The organism is Burkholderia sp. WP9 (assembly GCF_900104795.1).
Taxonomy (GTDB): domain Bacteria; phylum Pseudomonadota; class Gammaproteobacteria; order Burkholderiales; family Burkholderiaceae; genus Paraburkholderia.
On the sequence record NZ_FNTG01000005.1, the window covers coordinates 62,695 to 82,494 of the forward strand.

Below are 19,800 nucleotides of genomic sequence, written 5' to 3' on the forward strand. Positions count from 1 at the left end.
AAATGTTGCCTCAACTCCGAATAACGCGAATCGACAAAGAAGAGGATACAGATCGTGCGCATCGTTCCGCTGATCGACCGACGAACGCTGCAGCGTGCCCATCGGCTGTGGCTCCATTACGGTGTGTTCTGGCTGGGCGCGATCGCGGTCGGCCTTGTCGCGGTGCTCTACGCGAAGCTGATCGATTTCGGCTACGCGCTGTTTCTGCGCCTTGCGGCTGAGCACTTCTGGTTACCGCTCGTCGCAGCACCCGTCTTAGGCGCCGTGACGGTGTGGCTCACGCGGCGTTTCTTCGATGGCGCGGAAGGCAGCGGCATTCCGCAGGTGATCGCCATGCTGCATGGACCTGACACACTGGGTCCGCGGCTGCTCACGCTGCGCATCCTCGTCGGCAAGATCTTCGTTTCGTTTCTTGCCATTCTCGGTGGCTTTACGATTGGACGTGAAGGGCCGACCATTCACGTCGGCGCGGCCCTGATGTTCAGCCTGAGGCACTTCTACCCGCAACGCTTTCGCACAATCCGGCCCGGCGTGCTCGAACGAAGGCTCGCGCTTGCGGGCGCAGCCGCAGGACTGTCGGCTGCATTCAATGCGCCGCTCGCGGGGGTGGTGTTCGCGATCGAGGAGCTCACGCGCAGCTTCGAGCAGCGCACGAGCGGCGTCCTGATCACCGCCATCATTTTTGCCGGCATCGTTTCGCTGGGTATTCAGGGAAACTATGTTTACTTCGGCACGATCGAGATTGGCTCGGGACTGCCCAATTGGCTCAGCCTCGCCGTCGTGCTGATCGGCGTAATCGCCGGTGTACTGGGGGGCTGCTTCTGCTGGCTCCTGCTGAATACGAGGCGCTGGATGCCCACGGCATTGCTCGAGCTTCGCGGGCGGCGGCCCGTGCTCTTCGGTGCGCTATGCGGTCTGATCATCGCGGTCGTCGGCGTGCTCGCGCACGGGCACACGTTCGGCAGCGGATATGCCGAGGCGCGCAGCATGCTGGAGGGTAGCGCGCATGTAAGCGCTGCGTATCCGCTGCTGAAGATCGTTTCGATGGTGGGTTCGTACTTGCCTGGGGCACCTGGCGGGCTGTTCGCGCCGTCGCTCGCGATCGGTGCGGGTATCGGCAATACGCTGCATATGGTGTTTTCGCAGATGCAGCTTTCGATGCTGATCGCGCTGGGCATGGTCGGCTACCTCGCGGCGGTCACGCAGAGTCCAATCACGGCATTCGTGATCGTCATCGAAATGATCAACGGGCATGCGCTCGTCATCTCGTTGATGGCCACCGCGCTGATCTCGAGCCGCGTCTCGCGGATCTTTGCGCCGCCGCTTTACGAGGCACTCTCGGAGCGCTATCTGCGCGAACCATAAGCGGAATCGTCGGTTGCACCCCTTAGCGCGAGAAGCGGAGAGGAACCCATCTCTAAGATTTTCGAATTCAAGGCCCGCGAGTCTGCTCAGCGCGAGCGATGCCTAGATCCGTCCAGTTTACGATCAAGTGGACAAGGTGCTGGCTTGCGAACTTTGTGCGCTGATGACCGATGGTATCCGGTAAGCGGCCGATGTGAGGGCATTGGTTCCGATGGCCGCAGAGGGTCGGCAAGAGCCGGATGTCCCGCGGATGCCCAGGACGCTTGATTTTCGCAATGCAGCATGTATGGCGAACGTCAACCGCTGAATTCGAATACCTCTAGACCTACGGTCCTCCCCCCGGACGCTCCACGTCGGCCTGCGCGCGCTACGCACGCTTCGATCCAGCCCGCAGAGAGGACGGACGGAACCGAAACCGTTCGACAAGACTTCTACGGGGCGGGATCTAGGGCTGAGCCGGCCTGAGGCCGCGGAATCCCCAAGGTGCGCGATAAAAGATTTACGCGCGTGTCCGCAGCACACCCGTAATCAACGCGGTCGCGTGCTCGCCTGATTGCCCTGCAAACGTTATTGCTCACCAGGGCTTCAGACAGTCTGCAGAACAGGAAATAATCCGGCATCGCCGAAATATCAAGCGGTATTGGATATTTCTACGCCGAAGACAGCAATAAAAAAGCCCGCACCTGATTAAGTGCGGGCTATAAAACAACGTCATTCCGAGGCGGCGAAGGGGCATCGCCCAAACATGGGGCTGGGTTCAGATCAATTGGTTCATTCAACGTTGGCCGATTATCCAGACAACCAGATTAATCACCGATTTCTGGCCCGCCACGTCCGCGCGATGCCGTGCGCTCATGCGGTGGCTTATCTCGCCCGACCGCCTGGCCAGCCGCTTCGCGCAGTTGAGCCTTGAACTCGTTGCGCCGTTCCTGACGTTCTTCTGGCGTCAGGTCGGCGAAACGCCGGGATGCGGTGGCTGGCGTCGGCGATTGCGGGTGTCCGGCAGCTGCCGCGTCGATGCCGGCGCGTTGCGCCCGGGCCTGCGCTACTTCGTTGACAAGCGCTGCCGCCCGCTCGGCGCCGCTGAGTTCAACGAGCGCGCGCCAGGCGCGGTCATCCCGCTCAACTACATACCGGATCTCGCGACGCATCGCCGGATCGAGCCGGTCCAGTCCGACGCCCGCCCGCCTGAGGGCCGCGCGGTCCTTTGCGGGCACCGGCTTGCCTGCCCGGTTTGCGGCCGCCGCAGCGGAGAGGGCATCGGCATACTGCTCGACTGTACGATCGAGGGTCTTTTCGGCCCGTTGCGGCCGGGGTGCATTCGAGAAGTCGACACGGCGCCGGTTCAGCGTGTGCCGGTAGCCCAGTTCCGGCCGGCGATCACGCTCCGGCTGCAGCTCATGTTGCGCGCTGAACGATTTTTCGTCGGCACGCGACAGGCTGCGCATCAGCGCTGCGCCGTCCGCGAACTCGTCCCGGCCGGCCGCCATAATCAGATTTTCCCTGTGCCGGGTCATCGCGACGTAGGCTAGCTCGGCATGCATGCTCTTCGTCGCCAGCACATATGCGCGATCGACTGTCACACCCTGGCTCTTGTGGACCGTGAGCGCGTAGCCGTGATCGAAGTGGCCGTACTGCGCCGTATCGACCGCGAGCTGTCGGCCATCATCGAGCCGCACGTGCAGGACGGCGCCGGGCGCTTTCCTGTCAGGCATTTCGATCTGTTCGACCGTGCCCAGCGTCCCGTTCTTGACCTGCATCACGTATTCGTTCTGCAGGAACATGATCCGCTCGCCGGCGGCGATCGCGATGTGTCGGTTCTCGGTCCGCACGGTCTGTTCGGCGCCCAGTTCGCCGGCAGCCCGCCGCAATTCGCGCACGCGCGCATTCAGCGCGCAGCGCTCTTCGTTGGTGTGAGTCAGTAGCAGCTGGGTCTTGCCGGGACTGGCCCGGCGATCATCCTGCCACTGCGCAATCAGCCGTTCGCGCGCGTTGGCGACGGTCGAATACAGTTGTACGCCACCGCGCTCCGCATACGCGGACACGGCGGTTGGTACATCGTGCCGGGCCAGCGCCGACGTTGCGTCGCGCTGCCAGGCCTCGTCCTGCCGCCTGATCTCGGTCAGGCTTTCGAGCCGGTTTGAGGCCGCCGCCTCACGCGACACGGCGCGGAAAGCATCGCCAGCGGCGACCGCATGCAGCTGCCACGCATCGCCCACCAGGCGTACGCGCGCCCCGGCCACCTGCGCATGGTCGAGCAGTTTTTCCATCTGCCGCGATCCAACCATTCCGGCCTCGTCGATTACCAGAACCGTTTTCGCGTCCAGGGTTTCCGCACCGCGCTCGATGCCCGAAAGCAGACTGTGCAGCGTCCGGCTCGCGATGCCGGCGTCGCGCTGCATGTCGTCGGCCGTCTTGCCCTGCAGGGCCGCGCCCATCACGCGCAGTCCGTCCGCCTCGAGCGCTTCGCGTGCTGCGGCGAGCACATAGCTTTTGCCGGTACCCGCAGCACCATTCACGACCACCAGCTGGCCGCCGCCCGCGAGCGCGACAAAAGCCGCATCCTGTCCCGCATTGAACTTCCGGGTTGCGCGTAGCATTTCGCGCACCGCGGCGTCTCCAGTTGCAGCGTCGCCGGCGCGACCCATTGAGCGAGCACGATCGACCAGGCGCACCTCAATCGCACGCAGATCCGCCGACGTGAACCATTCGCCATTGCGACCGGAATCCTTCAGCGCGAGAAGTTCCTTCGAATTCATCAGCCGCGCGTACACCTGCCGGAACTGTTCGGCACCGTCGGTATTGCGAAAGACGAACTGCTCGACGTCGCGACGTGAGAAGGTGGATTGATTGATCGTCAGCGCGGCGACACCGATCGCCGGATTGATGAGCAGCCGCTGCCCATTGCGGTACGCGCGCTGGCGATTCTCTTCGAGCAATCCGGCCATCACGCCACGCTCGCCCGCGTAGCGCGCGACGCCCACTTTCACGGACGGCTCCAGGTCGATACCCAGCGTCCGGTAGCTGCGATGGTCGATGCGAGCCTCGATGCCGGCCCGTGCCATGAAGTGATTGGCCGTGACGGCCCATTCTTCCCGCACATCACGGACGAACTGCCGGCTGCTCAGATAGCGGTCTTTTCCGGCACCGCCTTTTTCCGGTTCCTGCGCATTCCTGCGCCTGAAATATTGCCCTGGATCGCGTGCGATGCCGTCGTTCACCCGTTCGGTGAACATGATGTGCGCGTGCGGCTGTTCCAGCCCGTCACTTGCGGCCGGATTGTGGATCGCCCAGGTGTACGCGTGCCGCTGGCCGAGCGTGTGTTCAACGAACTCGCGCACGAGCGCGACGCGCTGTTCATCGTCCAGTTCGCGCGGAATCGAAACCTCGATCTCCGTGTACGGCCGCCCGTTTGCACGCTCGTAGGTGTCCGCTGCCTGCCAGAAAATGCTCGCGTCGTGTGCGGCCCACGCTGGCATGTTGCCGCTCTCGGTCATCTTCAGGTCGCCGCGTTCCTCGTACTTTCCACCGCGAGAAATGTAGGCGTAGTGATCCTCCCGCGCAATGTACTTGGCGTGTTCCCCTGCGGCAGCCTTCCGGCCTGCTTTCACGCTCAGATGGTACGTTGGCATTGGCGGTCGGGCTTTCATCTTATCATAAGCTGTTTCTATGCTAGCATAGAAACGCGGAAGCGCGCCCTGACTCGCTTTGCTCGCCAGATACTGCCGGGTCGCGCCTCCCTACTAGCTCGCTTTTGTGATTTTCATAATCCGGAATGGCTTGCAGGAAAGGGGCTGAATGGTCGGTCTGCGCTGTCGCTCGATGCAACGTGAATTTGATCCAGGAGAAAAATGATGGCAAAGGCCGAATGGCTCACGGAACACGTCCAGTACATCAAGGGTTTGAAGTCGCCCACCGCCACCCAATCGTTGCTGGTCGAACTGGCCGCGATTCCGAATCCGACCGCGCAGGAGTCCCGCCAGTTAGACAAGCTGGTCAGGCTTGAAAAGATTAACCAGAAGGCCGACGCGATGAAGGCCGAAGCGGCCCGCATGCTGAGCGCGCGGCGCGAGGATCAACGCAAGGCCCGTACGCGCGAACTGATCGAACTCGGCGGCATCGTCTCGATGGTTGATTTTCCGGTGGATCGCGGCACGCTGACCGGTGCGCTGCTATGGGCGCTCGATCAGTTCAGGACGGACGACGATTTGCAGCACACGCTCAAGAAACGTGGTGATGCTTTCATCGCTGAGCGCGAAAATGAGAAAAAGGTGGAGTCGCAGGCCAGCGCGGAGGTAGCTGCTAAAGCGGCTGCGGAGGAGAAAGTCCCCGCATAACACACTGTGCCCAGCCGGATCGCCCCTCGCTGCGCTCCGGGTCGGCGCTCTCCCCGCACCTGTGGGCGCGGCGAGGTCCTTGTCGATGCGTGCGGCTCGCTCCGGGCGCGCAGGCGCGCGCGATATGGCAGCGGTCTGCGTGGCTTCGGGCTTGCTGAAAAAGAAAAAGCGCGTCGTGGGGAACGACGCGCCGCAGGCATAGAAAGGGATTCTGGAAAACGGGCCGGGGATCGGTCAGCGCCCCGGAACAGCTTCGTTCGGGGCGCTGTACTCGGCTCGCTTAGGCGGCTTCTTCCTCCTCCTTGTCTTCGTCGTCATCCCATACGACCGGCGTTTCCCGGCTCACCAGCACCTCGGGCAACCAGCGTGCATCGGCCAGCAACCGTTCTGCCGTCTCTGCCGCTGCGTCTTTCTTCAATTTCTCCAGTGGTGCCGCCGCTTCGGGGGAGAGCGCTTGCGCTACCACGTCAACGATACGTGCTTTCGAAACGTGGTTCAGATAGCTCGTTCGCGTCGGCGTCCAGTACTGCGTCATATCGACGTTCAGCAGATTCATCAACACGTTCACCGGGTGTGCGCCATCCGATTCGCTTACGCCGTTGACGGTCGCGGCCACGCAGAAGGCAAACAGGTTGCTCAGCACGTCTTCGCTCTGCGTCATGAGCCAGGGCAGCACATCACTGAAACGCTTCGGCAGCAGCGCGGCCCACTTTTCGCGCTCGGCCGAAATCTCTTTCCATGCCGCGCTGGCTTCCATGTCGTCCGCTGTCTGCAACAGGCGGTTGTGTGAGCACGTGGCCCGCACGTCGGCGGCATGCTGGTCGTAGACGCAGACATAGCGGTCATCGAACACAACCGGGATCAGGCGGTGCATCAATACCGCCAGTGCGGCTACCGGGTTCCGTGCAAGTTCGATCTGGACGGCGGCGGTGCGGTGTGCCGTCAATCGCTTGCTGAGGTCTTTACCGTGCAGCGGCTTTTCTGCTGGCGCTGGCAGTTCGTCAGCACCCGTCACACCTTCGCGATTCACGCTGGCCCGGTCCTCGGGTTTGACCAGTCCGCGCTCGATCGCGGCCTTGCCGTCATGGTCGAGGGTCACGAACGCGCCGGCCCGTGCCTTCTGGTCGTCGCTCCAGATTTCGAGACGTTCCGCGAAGTCATCCAGCGCTTGGGAAGCTGCGTTGGCTGCGACTTCCAGTGCGTCGCGGCGGGCGTCGTCGCCGGATTCGTCCTCGGCGTCGTAGTACGCGTTCAGTTCCGCTGCAGCCTGTTCGCTCGCTTTCGTCAGCGCGCGAAGCTCGGTCTTTTCCTTCTTCGTGTACTCGCGCGACCCCGACGGCAATCGGCCAAAGCGGGCCATTTCGGAAAAGTCACGGCGCACACGTGTTTCGACCCAACTCCAGCCGTCAGCGCTCAAGGCCTGCGCGAGACAAACCAGCTTTTCCGCGACCAGACGATGCAGCAGTTCGGCATCGGTCACATACCCGGCGTTGTGCTCGTCGCTGAACAGGTCGCCGCGAACGTGGCCGCCTGCCACCTCATACGCGTCGAGCGTGACGAATGCAACCAGGTTGCTGTCGGCCACATCGATCTCGCTGTCCGTGATCGCGTCGCGCAGCTGCGCGGGATTGCGTTGCCACGCCTGGGCGGCGTTAAACCACAGGCGTTCCTGCAATTCGTGGTCGTCCGTTAGCGCAAGCGTGCGGATCTGTTCCAGCGTCATGCCGTCATCGCGGAAGACGTCGATCAGGCGGGGCGACACGTTCGCAAGCTTCAGGTGTCGTTGCACCTGAATTTCCGACAGCGAGAACAACGCGGCAATGAAGGTCACCGTGCGGCCTTCATTGACCAGCAGGCGGAATGCCTCGCAGGCGTCCGCCGGGTGCATCGGCTCATGCTGGTTTTCGATCAGCGATACGGCGACGGCATCGGCCTCGCTCACGATCTTGACTGGGACAGGGTAGCTGTCATCGATCCGGCCAGTCGTGCGCAGTAGTTCCAGTGCGAGCAGGCGGCGCTGCCCCGCGCATACGCCCAGCTTGCGCTGTTTGCCACGCGATTTCATTTCATGGGTGACGAGGTTTTGCATGACGCCTGCCGCAGCGATGTTCCCGGCCAGTGTCTCGATGCCGGTAGGCGCTTTGCGGCGCACGTTGTGCGGTGACTTGCACAGCAGTGCGAGCGGGACGTATTCGATCTGGGTGTCGTTGCCGAAACTGCCTTCGGGAACGGTTTCGGTTGTACGGTTTTCAACGATTTGATCCACGGTTATCTCCGGTTATGGCCATCGCACCACGCGAGGCACATAACCATTATAAGGACATAATGACCTAAGTAAAGAATTTATCGATGGGCGTCATTTGAAATTATTAATTGAATAATAAAACTGATTTAAATTGAAAATCAAAATATCCTATTGTTAGGACAAAATGTCACTATAATTGAGTTGTGCCTCGCGTGGTGCGATGGCCATAACCGGAGATAACCGTGATTGATAATGAAACCAGAATCTCGTCAAACGTTGTTGTTGATGAGTTGCGCCTGAAGTTCCTTCCTCACTACCTGGGCACGCAATACCTCCAGGGCGAGGCGTTGGTGTACGACTGGGCCTCGCGCCTTTCGAGTGCCTACAACGGCGGTTCGTGGGACTTCTTCCAGTTGTCGAATGGCGGCTTTTATATGGCCCCCTCGAACTGCGGACGGGTGCACGTGCGGTGGCATATGAACGGCTACAGCGACATGATGGGCGCGGACGCGTTTGGGATCGTCGTCACGCTGTTCGCCCTGTGCCACCTGGCGGAAAAGTGTGGCGATGACAGAATCATTGACCACTACCACTCCCTGCGTGCCTTTGCGACGCAGCACGTAGAGGCAGCGAACATCCTCCGCGCTATCGATTAATCAACCAGCCCCGGCCTGAGGGCTGGGGCCTTTCGCCCTACCTGAAAATCAGTGAGGAAGAAATGGACCTGACGCAAATTCGCCCAACCTGGCTGACCGCACTTCTGCCTTTGCTGGCCGTCTACCAGTACGGGGACCGTGAAATCGTGCGTGCTGAACTGTTCCGTATGGCGCTGTCGGCGGATGCTGCGGCGAAGACCGCCGAGGCGCTGCACCGCATCGCCAACATGCTCGACCGGGACGGTCATGCGATCGACATGCACCGCGAAGAGCTTCGCGCGATCGCGCGTGCCGCGCTTTCGGAGTTTGACCGCGTACCACCCCGCGCGCCGCTGGTCGCGGTCCACGAAGCGGTCCGCCACACTCGCGAGCGTGCCGCATGACGCCAGAACTGAAACGGGGTTGCGAACTGAAACGCGGCGACGTGCTGCGCACATGGTTCGGCAATCAGACGATTCTTGAAATGCTGCCGTACAGCGGCCCGTTCGACTTCATCTGCGGTGTGGCAAAGTTGCCGGATGCCGAAATGTCGATCGACCGGGGCGGACTCTACGAAGTGCTGTTCGCCCGCTAACCTGAACCCTGAACCGCCCGCGTGTACACGCGCGGGCTTCGGAGCCTGCCATGCCAACCTTTACAATTGCCGAGATTGAAAAGGCGATCAACGTGTGGCGAAACCGCCAGGCGTCTGGAGAAGACGCGGCGCTGTGCCCGAAAGCGCGTCACCTTGCCGATATCTATGGCGGGATGATCTACACACACGCAACGGCCATCGACGTGTCTTCGCTGTCTGCCGAGCAGGTGGAAGCTGTGACCACCGCCCTTTATCAACAGGAATTGCCACTATGACCGACGAATCGAAGTTTTCCCCCGAAATGCTCGAACAGTTTCGGCGCGAGCAGGAGGAAAGCGACGCGCACTTTACTGTCGCGGCCGGACGGTTTTTTGACGCATGGAAACAGGCTGCCATGCTGGCCGGTCCAGTCTATTTCGGCGATGGCACCAGAGAGGCTGTTGAGAACGCGAAAGACAAGTGGGCGCTCGCGCCCAATGGGGCGGTCATTCTCGACGCCTTCGGTGTTCTCAGCAGCGGCGAGCGCACTTTCCTTGCCGCGCTGTATTCGTTCTACAACTCGGACGATAGCGTTCTTCTGTGGGAGAAAGCAGGCATCAGGGGCTTCGCCGACCTGTCGGGGCTGGACCTTGTTCGTCGCAAGCTGATCGCGGAGCTTTTGCTGAACTACGTTGGTTGGTAGCGGGCAGGTATGTCGGTGTCCGAGGCTGACAGGCTCCGGCCCGCCAGTCCGATCGCAGACACGGGTGCCGGGTAACCCCCTTCCTGCTAAACCAGGACTCGTGTTGACCGGGAGCGCATCGCGCGCGCCTGCGCGCCCGGATCGAGGCGAACGAATTGATAAGGACCTCCCTCACGCGAGCGCTGGGATATGCCACGATGGTGGCGCAGGTCCGATCAATCGAGCAAGGAGAACGTCGTGAACAGGATTGTCCGTATAGGCGTTGATCTGGCGAAGAACGTCATGCAGCTTCATGGTGTCGATGTAGCGGAGCGCGTGGTGATCAGGAAGGCAGTCACGCGGGAGAAGTTTCTTGAGTGGTTTGCGAATCTGGAGCCTTGCCTGGTCGCGATGGAGGCCTGTACAGCTTCGCATTTCTGGGCGCGCCGGCTTCGCGAATACGGACATGATGTAAGGCTCATTCCGCCGCAGTTTGCGGCGCCCTATCGCAAGGGCGGCAGCTCTGTCAAAAATGATGCACTTGACGCTGAGGCGATCTGCGAAGCAGCAAGCCGGCCGCATATGCGTTACGTTCCGATCAAGACGCCAGCCCAGCAAGGCGCGCTCGTGTTGCATCGGATGCGCCAGGGTTTGATTGAGGAGCGTACTGCACTGGTCAACCGGCTTCGCGGCCTGGTTGCTGAATTCGGGATATTTCTTCCGCAGGGCATTCACCGATTCAGGGAGAGGTTCGCCGAATCAGTGGAGGACGGGGGGAACGAATTGCCCGGACTCACGCGGGTGGCATTGTTGCGAGGGTGGACGCGAATTGTCGAGCTTGACGCAGAGATCGACTGGTTCGACAAACAGGTCGCCCAGCATGCAAAGAATGATCCCAACGCGAGACGCGTCACGGAAATGTTCGGTGTCGGGTTGATCACTGCTTCCGCCGCGAGTGCCACGGTAGGGGATGGCCGCCAGTTCCGCAACGGCCGACAATTCGCTTCATGGCTCGGGCTTGTTCCAAAGCAGAACAGTAGTGGCGGCAAGGAGCGGCTCGGTCGCATCACCAAGCAGGGCGATGCGTATCTGCGCACGCTGCTGTTCCAGTGCGCGCGGGTCACGCTGACGGCAGCCCGACGCAGACAGGACCGACTGGCGCAATGGGTTACCCAGCTAGTTGAACGCGTCGGCTACGGCAAGGCGCTGATTGCGATCGCCAACAAGCACGCACGTGTGCTCTGGGCAATCCTGGCGAAAGGTCAGCGATTTGATCCCGCACACGACGGGCGCTCCGCGGGATTGCAGCGCAATGAAGCACCGATAGCATCGTAAGTTGAAGCAGGTCATGTTGTACTTCATCGCAGACACCCGGTAAGGATAAGCGACAGGTCAGACCGGCAGCAGGAGAACTCGACGGGTCCCCAGGCAATGCGATCTCGCATGTGCCGACGCACGAATGGAGTCCCGCTGCGCGGTTATTATCCGGGCCACGGTCAGCAACGCTGACATCGAGAGGCCGATTGTAGGTGTGCAGTCTGCCAGCCGCTGCGTACCGCGTCGCGATGAGTAACAGATGACGAAGGAGTACAACTTAAAAGGATATAACCCTTGGTTTCAACGGGAGGTCCTTATAGGGGACCCGCGCCGGGAGGCGTGGGGAGAGCGCCGGCCCGCAGCGGCAGCGGAGGGACGATCCGGTGAGGCGCCGTGCAACTGTGGCCGGGGTCGTCAAGCAGCCGCAGGCGGCGTGTTTCCACCGCGGCGAAGCCGTGGGGGCCGGATCGAGGACAGAGGCACCAATGAATCGTTCAGGATCAGGAGGACACCATGTTTCGAGTGCAGATCTGGGATGACGACGCGAACCGCTACGTCGATGTGGTGCTCAGCTTTGACCAGTGGGGGGCGGTCGGCTACAGGCACGCGCAGCTTGGCGATCCGCCGGCGGAATACGACGATCCAGGGAAGGCATGGCGCGATGCAGTTGACCTGCAGGAACGATTCGGCGACGCGATCGTTACGCTGCTCGACACGTCGACGGGAGAGCGACACTTTGATGAGCGCAACCTGCCGGAGGTGGGCGCTGATGCCAGCGAAGCTTCGGCGGCCCCCGAAATCTGGACGGACGACTGGATCATCCAGCGTGCCGTGCGTATGCGGGCAGTGAGTGCTGGCGGCGACGTGTACGAACCATGGCCGGGGTACACGCACCCGATGACTCGCGATCAGGCAGTCAAGGCGCTCGAGGAGTGCGAAGAGCGGTGGCCGGAACATGAGTTCCGCGCGCATCGATTACGGCTGGAGGAAAAGGTCGCTGCGGACGCGATCGACCGGGCGCGAAGATCCGTCCGATCCAGGAAGTACGACTAAGAGAAAAGGCGATAGAAAAATGACGGTTGATATTCATACACCCATTCGGGCAGAGTGTTTGCTTCCGGCGGATGAGGGATGGGAGCGGCCTCGGGGCGCTGAAGTTCAGGAGGTGGTGCGACGCATCGGCCTGTCGGGCCGGGCTCTTGCCAGGGTGCTCGGGCTGAGTGAGCATGGCGGCCGCCAGGTCAGACGTTGGATAAGCGGAGAAACGCCCGTCCCGTATATAGCGTGGGCAATTCTCTGTGATATGGCGGGCCTGGGCACAATCTGGCGTGGCAAAACCCTTGAATTGGGGTTGAGTGGTATGGCTGAATCAGCGCCCGATGACGAATGACCCGGCGCTACGTTTTGCTGTCAGCATGTTGCGCGATAAAACGAAACGCCCGCGCACCGAGGCCCGTCGGCTGAATGTTCGGGGTACATTTCGAGGCTGGCCATATCGCGCCCCCAAGACAGGCCAAATCGCTCGGCAACGCGACGACATCGAGGATATTCCCGGTCATCGCTCAACAAGAGATCGCCGATTGCGCAGTGGCTTATGTCGATTGGCCTTGCGTGAATCTATCAGCGGTCAATGTGAGAGCAGAAAGCCTAAAAGACAGCACGTTGTGTGAGTGCGAGAAGTCGGCGCCGGGTGATGATCTCGGTATTCGGCAACGGAGATATTGAATCGGTGATAATTCAACTCTTGGGGAAGATGAGTCCACCGACAGTGCTTGGCTCGGCATGCTGAAACGTGTTCGCCGTGGATCGCAGTTCGACGGAATTAAGGTCCCTGCCGATGCGCTCATCAGGGTGTGGAAGCTGATCGCAACCATTGCTTGAACTCAAGATACGCGAGGATAAAGCGAGATCGATAGGGTTCGGAATGCGCGAAATGCCGATTCGAAAGCACTGCGCTTCGATAGATCTTCACCGTGGTGTGAACCCATTCGACAGTTGCCGGTAATCCGTCACGCGCGATGAGAAACTCGATACGTGAACGTTCTTCGATTGGTTCATCTCGTGATGCACGTTGAATTGCCACCCCAGCCTTCCTGTACGATCACAATGCATCAATCAGATAATTCTGCGTGCAAGCATGGTGCGGATCTCCCCGATTGCTTTTGCCGGATTCAGTCCTTTGGGGCAAACGTCCGTGCAGTTCAGGATCGTGCGACATCGGAATAGACGGTACGGGTCATCGAGATTATCCAGCCGTGCGGCGGTTCCTTCGTCGCGGGAATCAACCAGAAAGCGATAAGCCTGTAGCAAGCCCGCTGGCCCGACGTATTTATCCGGGTTCCACCAATACGAAGGACACGCGCTCGAGCAACATGCGCACAGGATGCATTCATAGAGGCCGTCGAGTTGATCACGTTCCTCCGGCGACTGGAGCCGCTCTCGCTCGGGGGGCGGGGTATGGTTGATCAGGTACGGCGTGATCGAATGGTACTGCATTGAAAAATGCAGTCATATCGACGATCAGATCGCGTACGATTGGTAAACCGGGTAACGGTCGCAACACCGTGTGGCTGGGTAGATCGTTGAGATTGGTCGTGCAGGCGAGACCGTTCTTGCCATTGATGTTCATCGCGTCAGAGCCGCATACCCCCTCGCGACAGGAGCGCCGGAAGCTGAGCGTCTCGTCCTGCGCTTTGAGGCGAATTAGTACATCCAGTAGCATCCGGTCATTCACCGTCCTTTCTATCTTGAAGACCTGCGAATGAGGCGTGGCATCCTTGTCTGGATCGTATCGGTAGATCTCGAATGTTCTTGCACCACTCATAACGTCTCTCCAATCGGGTGGCAGGCTGCCCCACACCGGACAGTTGTCCGCCGTTGCTTTTGCGTCGATCAGCTACTCGCAATAACATGCTTGGACGGCTATCAGCCGTGGAGCGAACACCTCGCAAAAATCATCGCATGCATCGTAATCCAGTTGCTGCCATCGTCAGCCCACACAGCGTGTCGGCTACCGCCGGAGAAAGGCGCGGTATCGAAGCGCTTCGTACTGTGATCGAAATCGTCCGCCTCGCTGCGGGCTCCCGTTTGAGCGCTACCCAGATCAAGGTAGCTGTCATGCGCTATCTATCACTGTATATCGTGCCGTGACATTGTCGGCGAATTTGTCTGGCAGTGATGTCATCAATTGCTGGCATGACACGTAGAAACAACACCGCTCGCGGGCCGGAGAGCCATGCAAGGGCGATCGTATGAAAACAGTCACTGGTCTCATTCTTCAGGCAGGCACGAAAGGACATCTCGCAAGACAACGGCCTGGTTATGGTTCTCGTCCTTTGCGCCGTAGATGAGCGAGATCGAACGGCCACCTGAATCGCTCAAAAGGCGTCGCATCCGTTCCTTCTGCTCCTCAGAAGCAAGCTCGCTTCGGTAGCGCTGCCCGAATGCTTCCCATCGCTTCGGATCGTGGCCGAACCATTTGCGCAATGCGGTACTGGGTGCGAGGTCGAACACCCATTGATCGAGGGCAAGCACAGCCTTGCTGCGACCTCGAGGCCAAACCCGGTCGACGAGGACACGATAGCCATCCTCCGGTGTCGGATCCTCGTATGCTCGTCTGATGAATATCTGCAATTTCTTGCGACTCGCCCGCGACATATCGTGCTCCCTCCGGGTTATCTTGTTGGCTCTGCTTCGTGCGCCAGGATCGCTTCAACTCTTGCGCGCAACACCGGAAGCAAGTCCCTTTCGAACCATGGATGCCGTTGAAGCCAGGCCAGGTTGCGTGGTGACGGATGAGGCAATGGCATCACGATCGGCCCATATTCTGCCCATGCGCCAACTGTTTCGGTCAGGGACCGCTTGCGGCAGCCACCGAGAAAATGGCGTTGCGCATACTGGCCGATCAACAGCGTCAGCTGGACGTGCTCCAGCTTTTCCAGGAGGCTGTCCAGCCAGAGCTGCGCACATTCGCGGCGCGGCGGTTTATCGCCACCGTTACCCCGCCCTGGATAACAGAACCCCATCGGGATGATCGCGAACCGCGACTCGTCATAAAACGAGGGAACATCGATTCCAAGCCAATTGCGCAGTCGATCGCCGCTTGCGTCGTTCCATGGAATGCCGGACGCGTGCACGCGGGCGCCGGGCGCCTGCCCAACGATGAGAATCCGCGCGTCGGCTCTCGCCCGCAGGACTGGGTGAGGGCCGAGTGGCAGATGCTCAGCGCACACGCGACAGGCACGGACCTCACTCAAAAGTACATCGAGAGAGGGGTATTGGCGCTTATTCACTGTACGGGCAGCTGACTTCGAGATCGTAGTCATGGCTATTGCGTCCCGCCTGCCGCGATTCCCGGCATGTCCCGCGGATCCAGAAGAACGACGGTTACAAGCAGCGACGAATTCGTCTTGGCCGTGAGTTCATGCCGGGCGCCGCCCGCCAGATAGATGAGGTCACCGGCACGAAGGCGTCGAAGTGCATCGCCGATACCAATGTCTACCTCGCCTTCGAGACACTGCACCGTGATCGGTCCGTCTACCGCATGCGCAGGCATCCGCTTGCCGGCCGGCAGAACGATCCGCATGACCTCGAGGTGCTTTTCCTTGAACAACGCCGTGGTCGGCGTCTGTTCAAGCAGCGCGGCCAGCGGGAGCACACTCGCGACTCCTCCAGACGAAAGATGCGATATAGCCATACAACTTCTCCTTGATACGTACGCCAGCTCCGTCCACATTGATGCGGATCCCCAGCCAGTCCGTTTTCAGTTTCAGGGCAGCGTCCCGGGCATCGCCACTGTATTGCCCCATGGAACAGTAACCCTTGATCTCCCGGCAAATGGTTCAGTTTCTTCGCGTTCCGGGGTTTCCACATGGTCATACCGCTCGGCGCGCGAACATCCATCGGTCCTGCCCGATTGCATCAACCGGATTGAGATTTTTAGGGCGATGTCCATACGGTTCGGAATAGTGCGACATCGAAACAGCCGACACGGGTTCTCCGGTTGTCGAGGCGGGAGATAGTGGCCATGTCGCGTGAGACGACGATGAAAAGGTACGCTCGCAGAAGCCCGGTCGGACCGCCATACCTGCCATGATTTCCACAGAATTACGGCCGCGTCGACGAACAGCATTCGTACAGGCCCTCCAACTGAGCGCGCTCCTCCGCACTCTGCAGGCGCTCGCGCCCCGGCGACGGCGGGGTATCGTTGATCAGATACGGCTTCTCGGAAGGATAACGCTGGAAGAGCGATATCATGATCGACGATCAGGTCTCGGATCACGGGCAAGCCCGGTAGCAGCCGAAGAATAATTCGCGACGGCAACTCTTTCATGCTGGTCTGGCACGCGGGCCGCTTGGCGCCATTGATGTTGATGGCGCTGGATCCTCGGGTGCCTTCGCGGCACGAGCGCCGCAGGGAAATCGACTCATCGACCGATTTCAGCCTGACCAGCACGTCCGGCACTATGCGATCGTTCCGATCGATGTCGACCTCGAAGCACTGCATATAGGGCAAGACATCCTTGTCCGAATCGTAGCGACAAATTTCGATGACACGTTCGGCGATCACGGAAAGCTCCAGTTCATGGTTCTGCCCGATGGCCGACGGTGCAGCACACGGTCAGCCAACATGGTTCGGCTACGCCGTTCAGAGATCGTCTCCGCCGCAGCCGCAGCCCGCCTCGTTTGCAATCACGCGATGCAGCTGCGCGAACCGCTCATCCACCGGCGTCTGGAGCAGAGGGTCTGGCTGACCGTACACGTCGAGTAACGCAATCGCGCGAAAATCGTCCCCGTTGAGGTGCCGTACAGCCGTCGGAAACAGAATCACCTCCTCGGCGTCCATATTGCGCTGCAGCAGTTGTGCGTACTCGCGAATATGGATCGCGACAAGCTCCTGTGACATGTTTTCCTCACGCACCGCTGCCTCGAGATCCTGCAGGAGTTCGCGGCCCTGCCTGAACAGTGCCGCATGCTGAGCCTCGACTTCATGGCCGAAGCTCGCCGGCAACGCCTGCTTCTCCAGCAGGCGTTCGACGATGCGGTCCTCGAGCATGTGATGGCTGACGTCTGGAAACTGCGTCAGGTAGTAAAGCGCGTCTACGAGAAGCGCGATGTCCGGTGCGCACGGGGCGGCACGCAATGACATCTCCCCGCCAAGGAGCCGCACCAGTCTTTTCAGCGTGACGTGCTCTGCCAGTAGCCGGTCAATGAGCGTGGGCATCGGGTGTCTCCCCGGGATCCTGTTGCGCTGCGATTGTGTCGAGCGCCAGCGCGGAATGGGCATACGCAGCACCCGCTCGCATTTCGGCCGCGACCCAGATTGCCTCCATGATCTCCTGTCCAGTCGCGCCACTTTTCATGGCCGCCGCGGTGTGGCCGCGTATGCAGTAGGGGCATTGCGTGACGTGCGCGACCGCCACGGCGATCAGCTGTTTTGTCCTGGCCGGCAGTGCGCCGTCGGCGAACACGCTTTCGCTGAACGCCTTGAAGGCGGCCAGCGGTTGGGGCGCGAGCTCCTTGCGTTTCCTCGCGATGGCCGCGCCGGATGCAGGATAGAGAGATTTGTCCATGATTCAGCTCCCAAAAACCGTTCAGGGAAACGTCCGCGTCGCATGCGGGCAGACGCAGCCGATGACGAATCGTCACCGGATCGCGGAACCCGACCACAAGTGACTGGCCTCGACGCACCATTAGCGTTCGACTAACTTGACGTCGTATCCGGCGTCAACGAACGCAACCAGAAACTCTTCGGCAAACAGCCATGAGTCAACTTTTACGGTCCTCGCATCGACATCAACGTCGACCTTTGCATCTGGTTCGACCGTGCGCATGGCCCGGGTAAGGACAGCCGCATCGTTGTCCCCCTTCATCTGCCCGACTCTGAACATCATGTCCTGCTCCGTCAATCGGTGAATTCAGGACGCTGCGTGACTGCCGCTATGCCCGGTAGCGGTCAGCAACATGGTCCCCTGCCTTCCGACAGAGAACACCCGTACCCAACGAATGCGAGTGCCAGGGAAACGTCTCCGGCGCTCGCGGACTCCCAATGATCTGTTGCTAGATGTTGTATATCATAACGTGATCTATTGGGGAATACACCTGGATTTCGGATGGATTTCGTTGCAAACCGGATTGCCCGGGCCGTTGACTGAGTCATTGCTCTGCGTCAATTCGACAACGCCATTTATAGCTTTTCATACTGCGATGGGACGGGAGGATGGCGCAGCGTGCACGATTCAACCTCGGCGCTGTCTGCGAGACGCGAAGGCACGTTGCGACTCCGCAGAGGCGCATATTTTGGAGACCATGTTGAGGATTACAGAACCTGTCACGGAACCGCGACCAACAGCCGATTTGGGTCTTCCCGTTCTGCGGCTGGGCTTCCGGCCGTTCTATCTCAGCGGTGCACTTTTTGGCTTCATTGCAATAACGCTCTGGCTGATCGCGCTGCGTGGCCACACGATCGCAGGCTCTTCGCCCGCCATGAATGGTGTGCTCTGGCACGCTCACGAGATGATCTTCGGCTTCGTCGCCGCGATTGTGGTGGGCTTTCTGCTCACTGCTGTGCGCGCCTGGACGACGCTCGAAACGCCACGAGGCGCGCCGCTCGCGGGACTATGGCTTCTGTGGCTAGCGGGACGCGTGCTGGTCTGGTCCGGCCCGGAACCCATCGCGGCTATTGTCGATTGCGCCTTCCTTCCGGTTGTCGCCATTGTGCTCTTGCGGGTGCTGATCACGGCACGCAATCGCCACAACATTTTCCTGCCCGTGGCGCTGGGGTTCTTTGGTTTGCTGAACGTCGGTTTTCACTGGTGGGCATGGCAGGAGCGTCCCGACCTCGCAATTCGGGCGTCTTACGCAGCAATCGGACTCGTAGTGATGTTCGTTACCGTCATCTCGGGCCGCGTGGTGCCGATGTTTACTACGAACGCTATTCCCGGATTTCGGATGACGCACTGGAAAGTGATCGAGCGACTCGCGGTGCCGACCGTCATATTGGCATTTATTGCGGATGCGACCGATGCCGCGCCGTGGTTCGTCGTGGTATGCGCCTGCGCCGCCGCGACCGTCCATGGAATCAGAATTGCCGGATGGCATTCGTGGCGAATAGGGCCTCGGCCGATTCTCTGGATTCTGCATGTCGCCTATGCGTGGATTCCGATCGGTTTTGCGTTGCTTGCCCTGGCGGCCGCAGGCGCCGTCCCGCATTCGCTTGCGATTCACGCCCTGACGATCGGAGCGATAGGGTGCGCCATTATCGCGATGATTACCCGCACCGCGCTTGGACACACCGGACGCCCGCTCGTTGCGGGACGAGCCGAGATAACGAGTTACTGGCTGATGATCGTCGCGGCAATCGTGCGGGTTTTCGGCCCCTGGCTCGCCAGCGGCGCCACAGCCGTCTGGATCGACATAGCCGGCATATGCTGGTCTGCCGCGTTAATCGTCTACCTGGTCAAATACGTGCCCTACCTGAGCGCGTCCCGTATCGATGGCAAAGCAGGCTGACAGGTTATCGCCATGCTGGGTCAAGTTGGGTGTGTGGCGAATTCCGAGGAATATTGTTATGCAACGTGCATGAAGATAGTGCCGCCCTTGGTCGAGAAAAAGCGGCCCCTGTTCCAGAGAACAAAAGAATCCAG

General features: G+C 60.5%; 18 protein-coding genes and 2 pseudogenes. 10 read left to right on the forward strand and 10 right to left on the reverse strand.

Annotated elements, in window-relative coordinates; translation table 11 throughout:
* Window positions 1-54 precede the first annotated feature (54 nt).
* The gene (locus BLW71_RS39795; protein ID WP_091810239.1) at window positions 55-1,365 is read left to right on the forward strand and encodes a chloride channel protein; all 1,311 of its coding nucleotides are present in this window, start codon (window positions 55-57) and stop codon (window positions 1,363-1,365) included.
* A gap of 806 nt (window positions 1,366-2,171) precedes the next feature.
* Here the strand turns inward: BLW71_RS39795 and traA are convergent.
* Complete coding sequence (gene traA / locus BLW71_RS39800) at window positions 2,172-5,015, reverse strand: Ti-type conjugative transfer relaxase TraA (protein WP_091810241.1); 2,844 nt, start codon at window positions 5,013-5,015, stop codon at window positions 2,172-2,174.
* 204 nt (window positions 5,016-5,219) lie between these two features.
* On the opposite strand from traA, the gene BLW71_RS39805 reads away from it, so the two are divergent.
* Window positions 5,220-5,702 carry a conjugal transfer protein TraD gene (locus BLW71_RS39805; protein ID WP_177205248.1) on the forward strand — a complete coding sequence of 161 codons (483 nt, stop codon included), beginning with the start codon at window positions 5,220-5,222 and terminating at the stop codon, window positions 5,700-5,702.
* 280 nt (window positions 5,703-5,982) lie between these two features.
* On the opposite strand, the gene BLW71_RS39810 is transcribed toward BLW71_RS39805, so the two are convergent.
* Window positions 5,983-7,968 carry a ParB/RepB/Spo0J family partition protein gene (locus BLW71_RS39810; protein WP_286162290.1) on the reverse strand — a complete coding sequence of 662 codons (1,986 nt, stop codon included), beginning with the start codon at window positions 7,966-7,968 and terminating at the stop codon, window positions 5,983-5,985.
* A 221-nt stretch (window positions 7,969-8,189) separates the two neighbouring features.
* Here BLW71_RS39810 and BLW71_RS39815 point away from each other — a divergent pair, with 221 nt between their 5' ends.
* The 7 genes from BLW71_RS39815 to BLW71_RS39845 all read left to right on the forward strand — a co-directional run bounded on the left by BLW71_RS39815 (window position 8,190) and on the right by BLW71_RS39845 (window position 12,208).
* Window positions 8,190-8,603, forward strand: coding sequence for an antirestriction protein (locus BLW71_RS39815; RefSeq protein ID WP_091810245.1), 414 nt, complete (start codon window positions 8,190-8,192; stop codon window positions 8,601-8,603).
* A gap of 62 nt (window positions 8,604-8,665) precedes the next feature.
* A complete protein-coding gene (locus tag BLW71_RS39820) occupies window positions 8,666-8,986 on the forward strand; it encodes a hypothetical protein (protein ID WP_091810247.1) in 321 nt (106 codons plus the stop codon).
* Entirely contained in the window at window positions 8,983-9,177 is a 195-nt protein-coding gene (locus tag BLW71_RS39825; RefSeq protein ID WP_091810249.1) for a hypothetical protein, read from the forward strand. Before BLW71_RS39820 ends, BLW71_RS39825 begins: the two co-directional genes overlap by 4 nt.
* Before the next feature lie 50 nt (window positions 9,178-9,227).
* Window positions 9,228-9,452 (forward strand): DUF3717 domain-containing protein, encoded by a 225-nt coding sequence (locus tag BLW71_RS39830; RefSeq protein WP_091810251.1) that lies wholly within the window; start codon window positions 9,228-9,230, stop codon window positions 9,450-9,452.
* Window positions 9,449-9,859, forward strand: coding sequence for a hypothetical protein (locus tag BLW71_RS39835; protein WP_218157164.1), 411 nt, complete (start codon window positions 9,449-9,451; stop codon window positions 9,857-9,859). The genes BLW71_RS39830 and BLW71_RS39835 overlap by 4 nt, the downstream gene beginning before the upstream one ends.
* A gap of 189 nt (window positions 9,860-10,048) precedes the next feature.
* Window positions 10,049-11,173, forward strand: a complete 1,125-nt coding sequence (locus tag BLW71_RS39840; protein WP_143048472.1) for an IS110 family RNA-guided transposase — start codon at window positions 10,049-10,051, stop codon at window positions 11,171-11,173.
* Window positions 11,174-11,668: 495 nt separating this feature from the next.
* Window positions 11,669-12,208, forward strand: coding sequence for a hypothetical protein (locus BLW71_RS39845; protein ID WP_091810255.1), 540 nt, complete (start codon window positions 11,669-11,671; stop codon window positions 12,206-12,208).
* 1,062 nt (window positions 12,209-13,270) lie between these two features.
* Here the strand turns inward: BLW71_RS39845 and BLW71_RS39860 are convergent.
* From BLW71_RS39860 to BLW71_RS39895, 8 genes and pseudogenes are all read right to left on the reverse strand, one after another.
* Window positions 13,271-13,979, reverse strand: a pseudogene (locus BLW71_RS39860) (succinate dehydrogenase iron-sulfur subunit).
* Between the two features lie 446 nt (window positions 13,980-14,425).
* Window positions 14,426-14,812: a DUF488 domain-containing protein gene (locus tag BLW71_RS39865; RefSeq protein WP_091810259.1), complete on the reverse strand. Its 387-nt coding sequence runs from the start codon at window positions 14,810-14,812 to the stop codon at window positions 14,426-14,428.
* Between the two features lie 17 nt (window positions 14,813-14,829).
* The gene (locus BLW71_RS39870) at window positions 14,830-15,480 is read right to left on the reverse strand and encodes a uracil-DNA glycosylase family protein (protein WP_091810261.1); all 651 of its coding nucleotides are present in this window, start codon (window positions 15,478-15,480) and stop codon (window positions 14,830-14,832) included.
* A gap of 2 nt (window positions 15,481-15,482) precedes the next feature.
* Window positions 15,483-15,851 (reverse strand): cupin domain-containing protein, encoded by a 369-nt coding sequence (locus tag BLW71_RS39875; protein ID WP_091810263.1) that lies wholly within the window; start codon window positions 15,849-15,851, stop codon window positions 15,483-15,485.
* A gap of 178 nt (window positions 15,852-16,029) precedes the next feature.
* Window positions 16,030-16,721, reverse strand: a pseudogene (locus BLW71_RS39880) (2Fe-2S iron-sulfur cluster-binding protein).
* A gap of 81 nt (window positions 16,722-16,802) precedes the next feature.
* Entirely contained in the window at window positions 16,803-17,378 is a 576-nt protein-coding gene (locus BLW71_RS39885) for a hemerythrin domain-containing protein (RefSeq protein WP_091810265.1), read from the reverse strand.
* Window positions 17,362-17,727, reverse strand: coding sequence for a carboxymuconolactone decarboxylase family protein (locus tag BLW71_RS39890; protein WP_091810267.1), 366 nt, complete (start codon window positions 17,725-17,727; stop codon window positions 17,362-17,364). The genes BLW71_RS39885 and BLW71_RS39890 overlap by 17 nt, the downstream gene beginning before the upstream one ends.
* Before the next feature lie 120 nt (window positions 17,728-17,847).
* The gene (locus BLW71_RS39895; protein ID WP_091810269.1) at window positions 17,848-18,048 is read right to left on the reverse strand and encodes a heavy-metal-associated domain-containing protein; all 201 of its coding nucleotides are present in this window, start codon (window positions 18,046-18,048) and stop codon (window positions 17,848-17,850) included.
* A gap of 415 nt (window positions 18,049-18,463) precedes the next feature.
* Between BLW71_RS39895 and BLW71_RS39900 the strand changes: the two genes are divergently transcribed.
* Window positions 18,464-19,666 carry an NnrS family protein gene (locus BLW71_RS39900; protein WP_091810271.1) on the forward strand — a complete coding sequence of 401 codons (1,203 nt, stop codon included), beginning with the start codon at window positions 18,464-18,466 and terminating at the stop codon, window positions 19,664-19,666.
* The last annotated feature ends 134 nt before the right edge of the window (window positions 19,667-19,800 follow it).

Bases quoted from the DNA above. Each gene is read 5' to 3' on its own strand.
- traA (WP_091810241.1), bottom strand. From the start codon at position 5,015: ATGAAAGCCCGACCGCCAATGCCAACGTACCATCTGAGCGTGAAAGCA.
- BLW71_RS39835 (WP_218157164.1), top strand. From the start codon at position 9,449: ATGACCGACGAATCGAAGTTTTCCCCCGAAATGCTCGAACAGTTTCGG.
- BLW71_RS39805 (WP_177205248.1), top strand. From the start codon at position 5,220: ATGGCAAAGGCCGAATGGCTCACGGAACACGTCCAGTACATCAAGGGT.
- BLW71_RS39830 (WP_091810251.1), top strand. From the start codon at position 9,228: ATGCCAACCTTTACAATTGCCGAGATTGAAAAGGCGATCAACGTGTGG.
- BLW71_RS39865 (WP_091810259.1), bottom strand. From the start codon at position 14,812: ATGTCGCGGGCGAGTCGCAAGAAATTGCAGATATTCATCAGACGAGCA.
- BLW71_RS39845 (WP_091810255.1), top strand. From the start codon at position 11,669: ATGTTTCGAGTGCAGATCTGGGATGACGACGCGAACCGCTACGTCGAT.
- BLW71_RS39875 (WP_091810263.1), bottom strand. From the start codon at position 15,851: ATGGCTATATCGCATCTTTCGTCTGGAGGAGTCGCGAGTGTGCTCCCG.
- BLW71_RS39840 (WP_143048472.1), top strand. From the start codon at position 10,049: ATGCCACGATGGTGGCGCAGGTCCGATCAATCGAGCAAGGAGAACGTC.
- BLW71_RS39870 (WP_091810261.1), bottom strand. From the start codon at position 15,480: ATGACTACGATCTCGAAGTCAGCTGCCCGTACAGTGAATAAGCGCCAA.
- BLW71_RS39825 (WP_091810249.1), top strand. From the start codon at position 8,983: ATGACGCCAGAACTGAAACGGGGTTGCGAACTGAAACGCGGCGACGTG.
- BLW71_RS39895 (WP_091810269.1), bottom strand. From the start codon at position 18,048: ATGATGTTCAGAGTCGGGCAGATGAAGGGGGACAACGATGCGGCTGTC.
- BLW71_RS39900 (WP_091810271.1), top strand. From the start codon at position 18,464: ATGTTGAGGATTACAGAACCTGTCACGGAACCGCGACCAACAGCCGAT.
- BLW71_RS39820 (WP_091810247.1), top strand. From the start codon at position 8,666: ATGGACCTGACGCAAATTCGCCCAACCTGGCTGACCGCACTTCTGCCT.
- BLW71_RS39885 (WP_091810265.1), bottom strand. From the start codon at position 17,378: ATGCCCACGCTCATTGACCGGCTACTGGCAGAGCACGTCACGCTGAAA.
- BLW71_RS39890 (WP_091810267.1), bottom strand. From the start codon at position 17,727: ATGGACAAATCTCTCTATCCTGCATCCGGCGCGGCCATCGCGAGGAAA.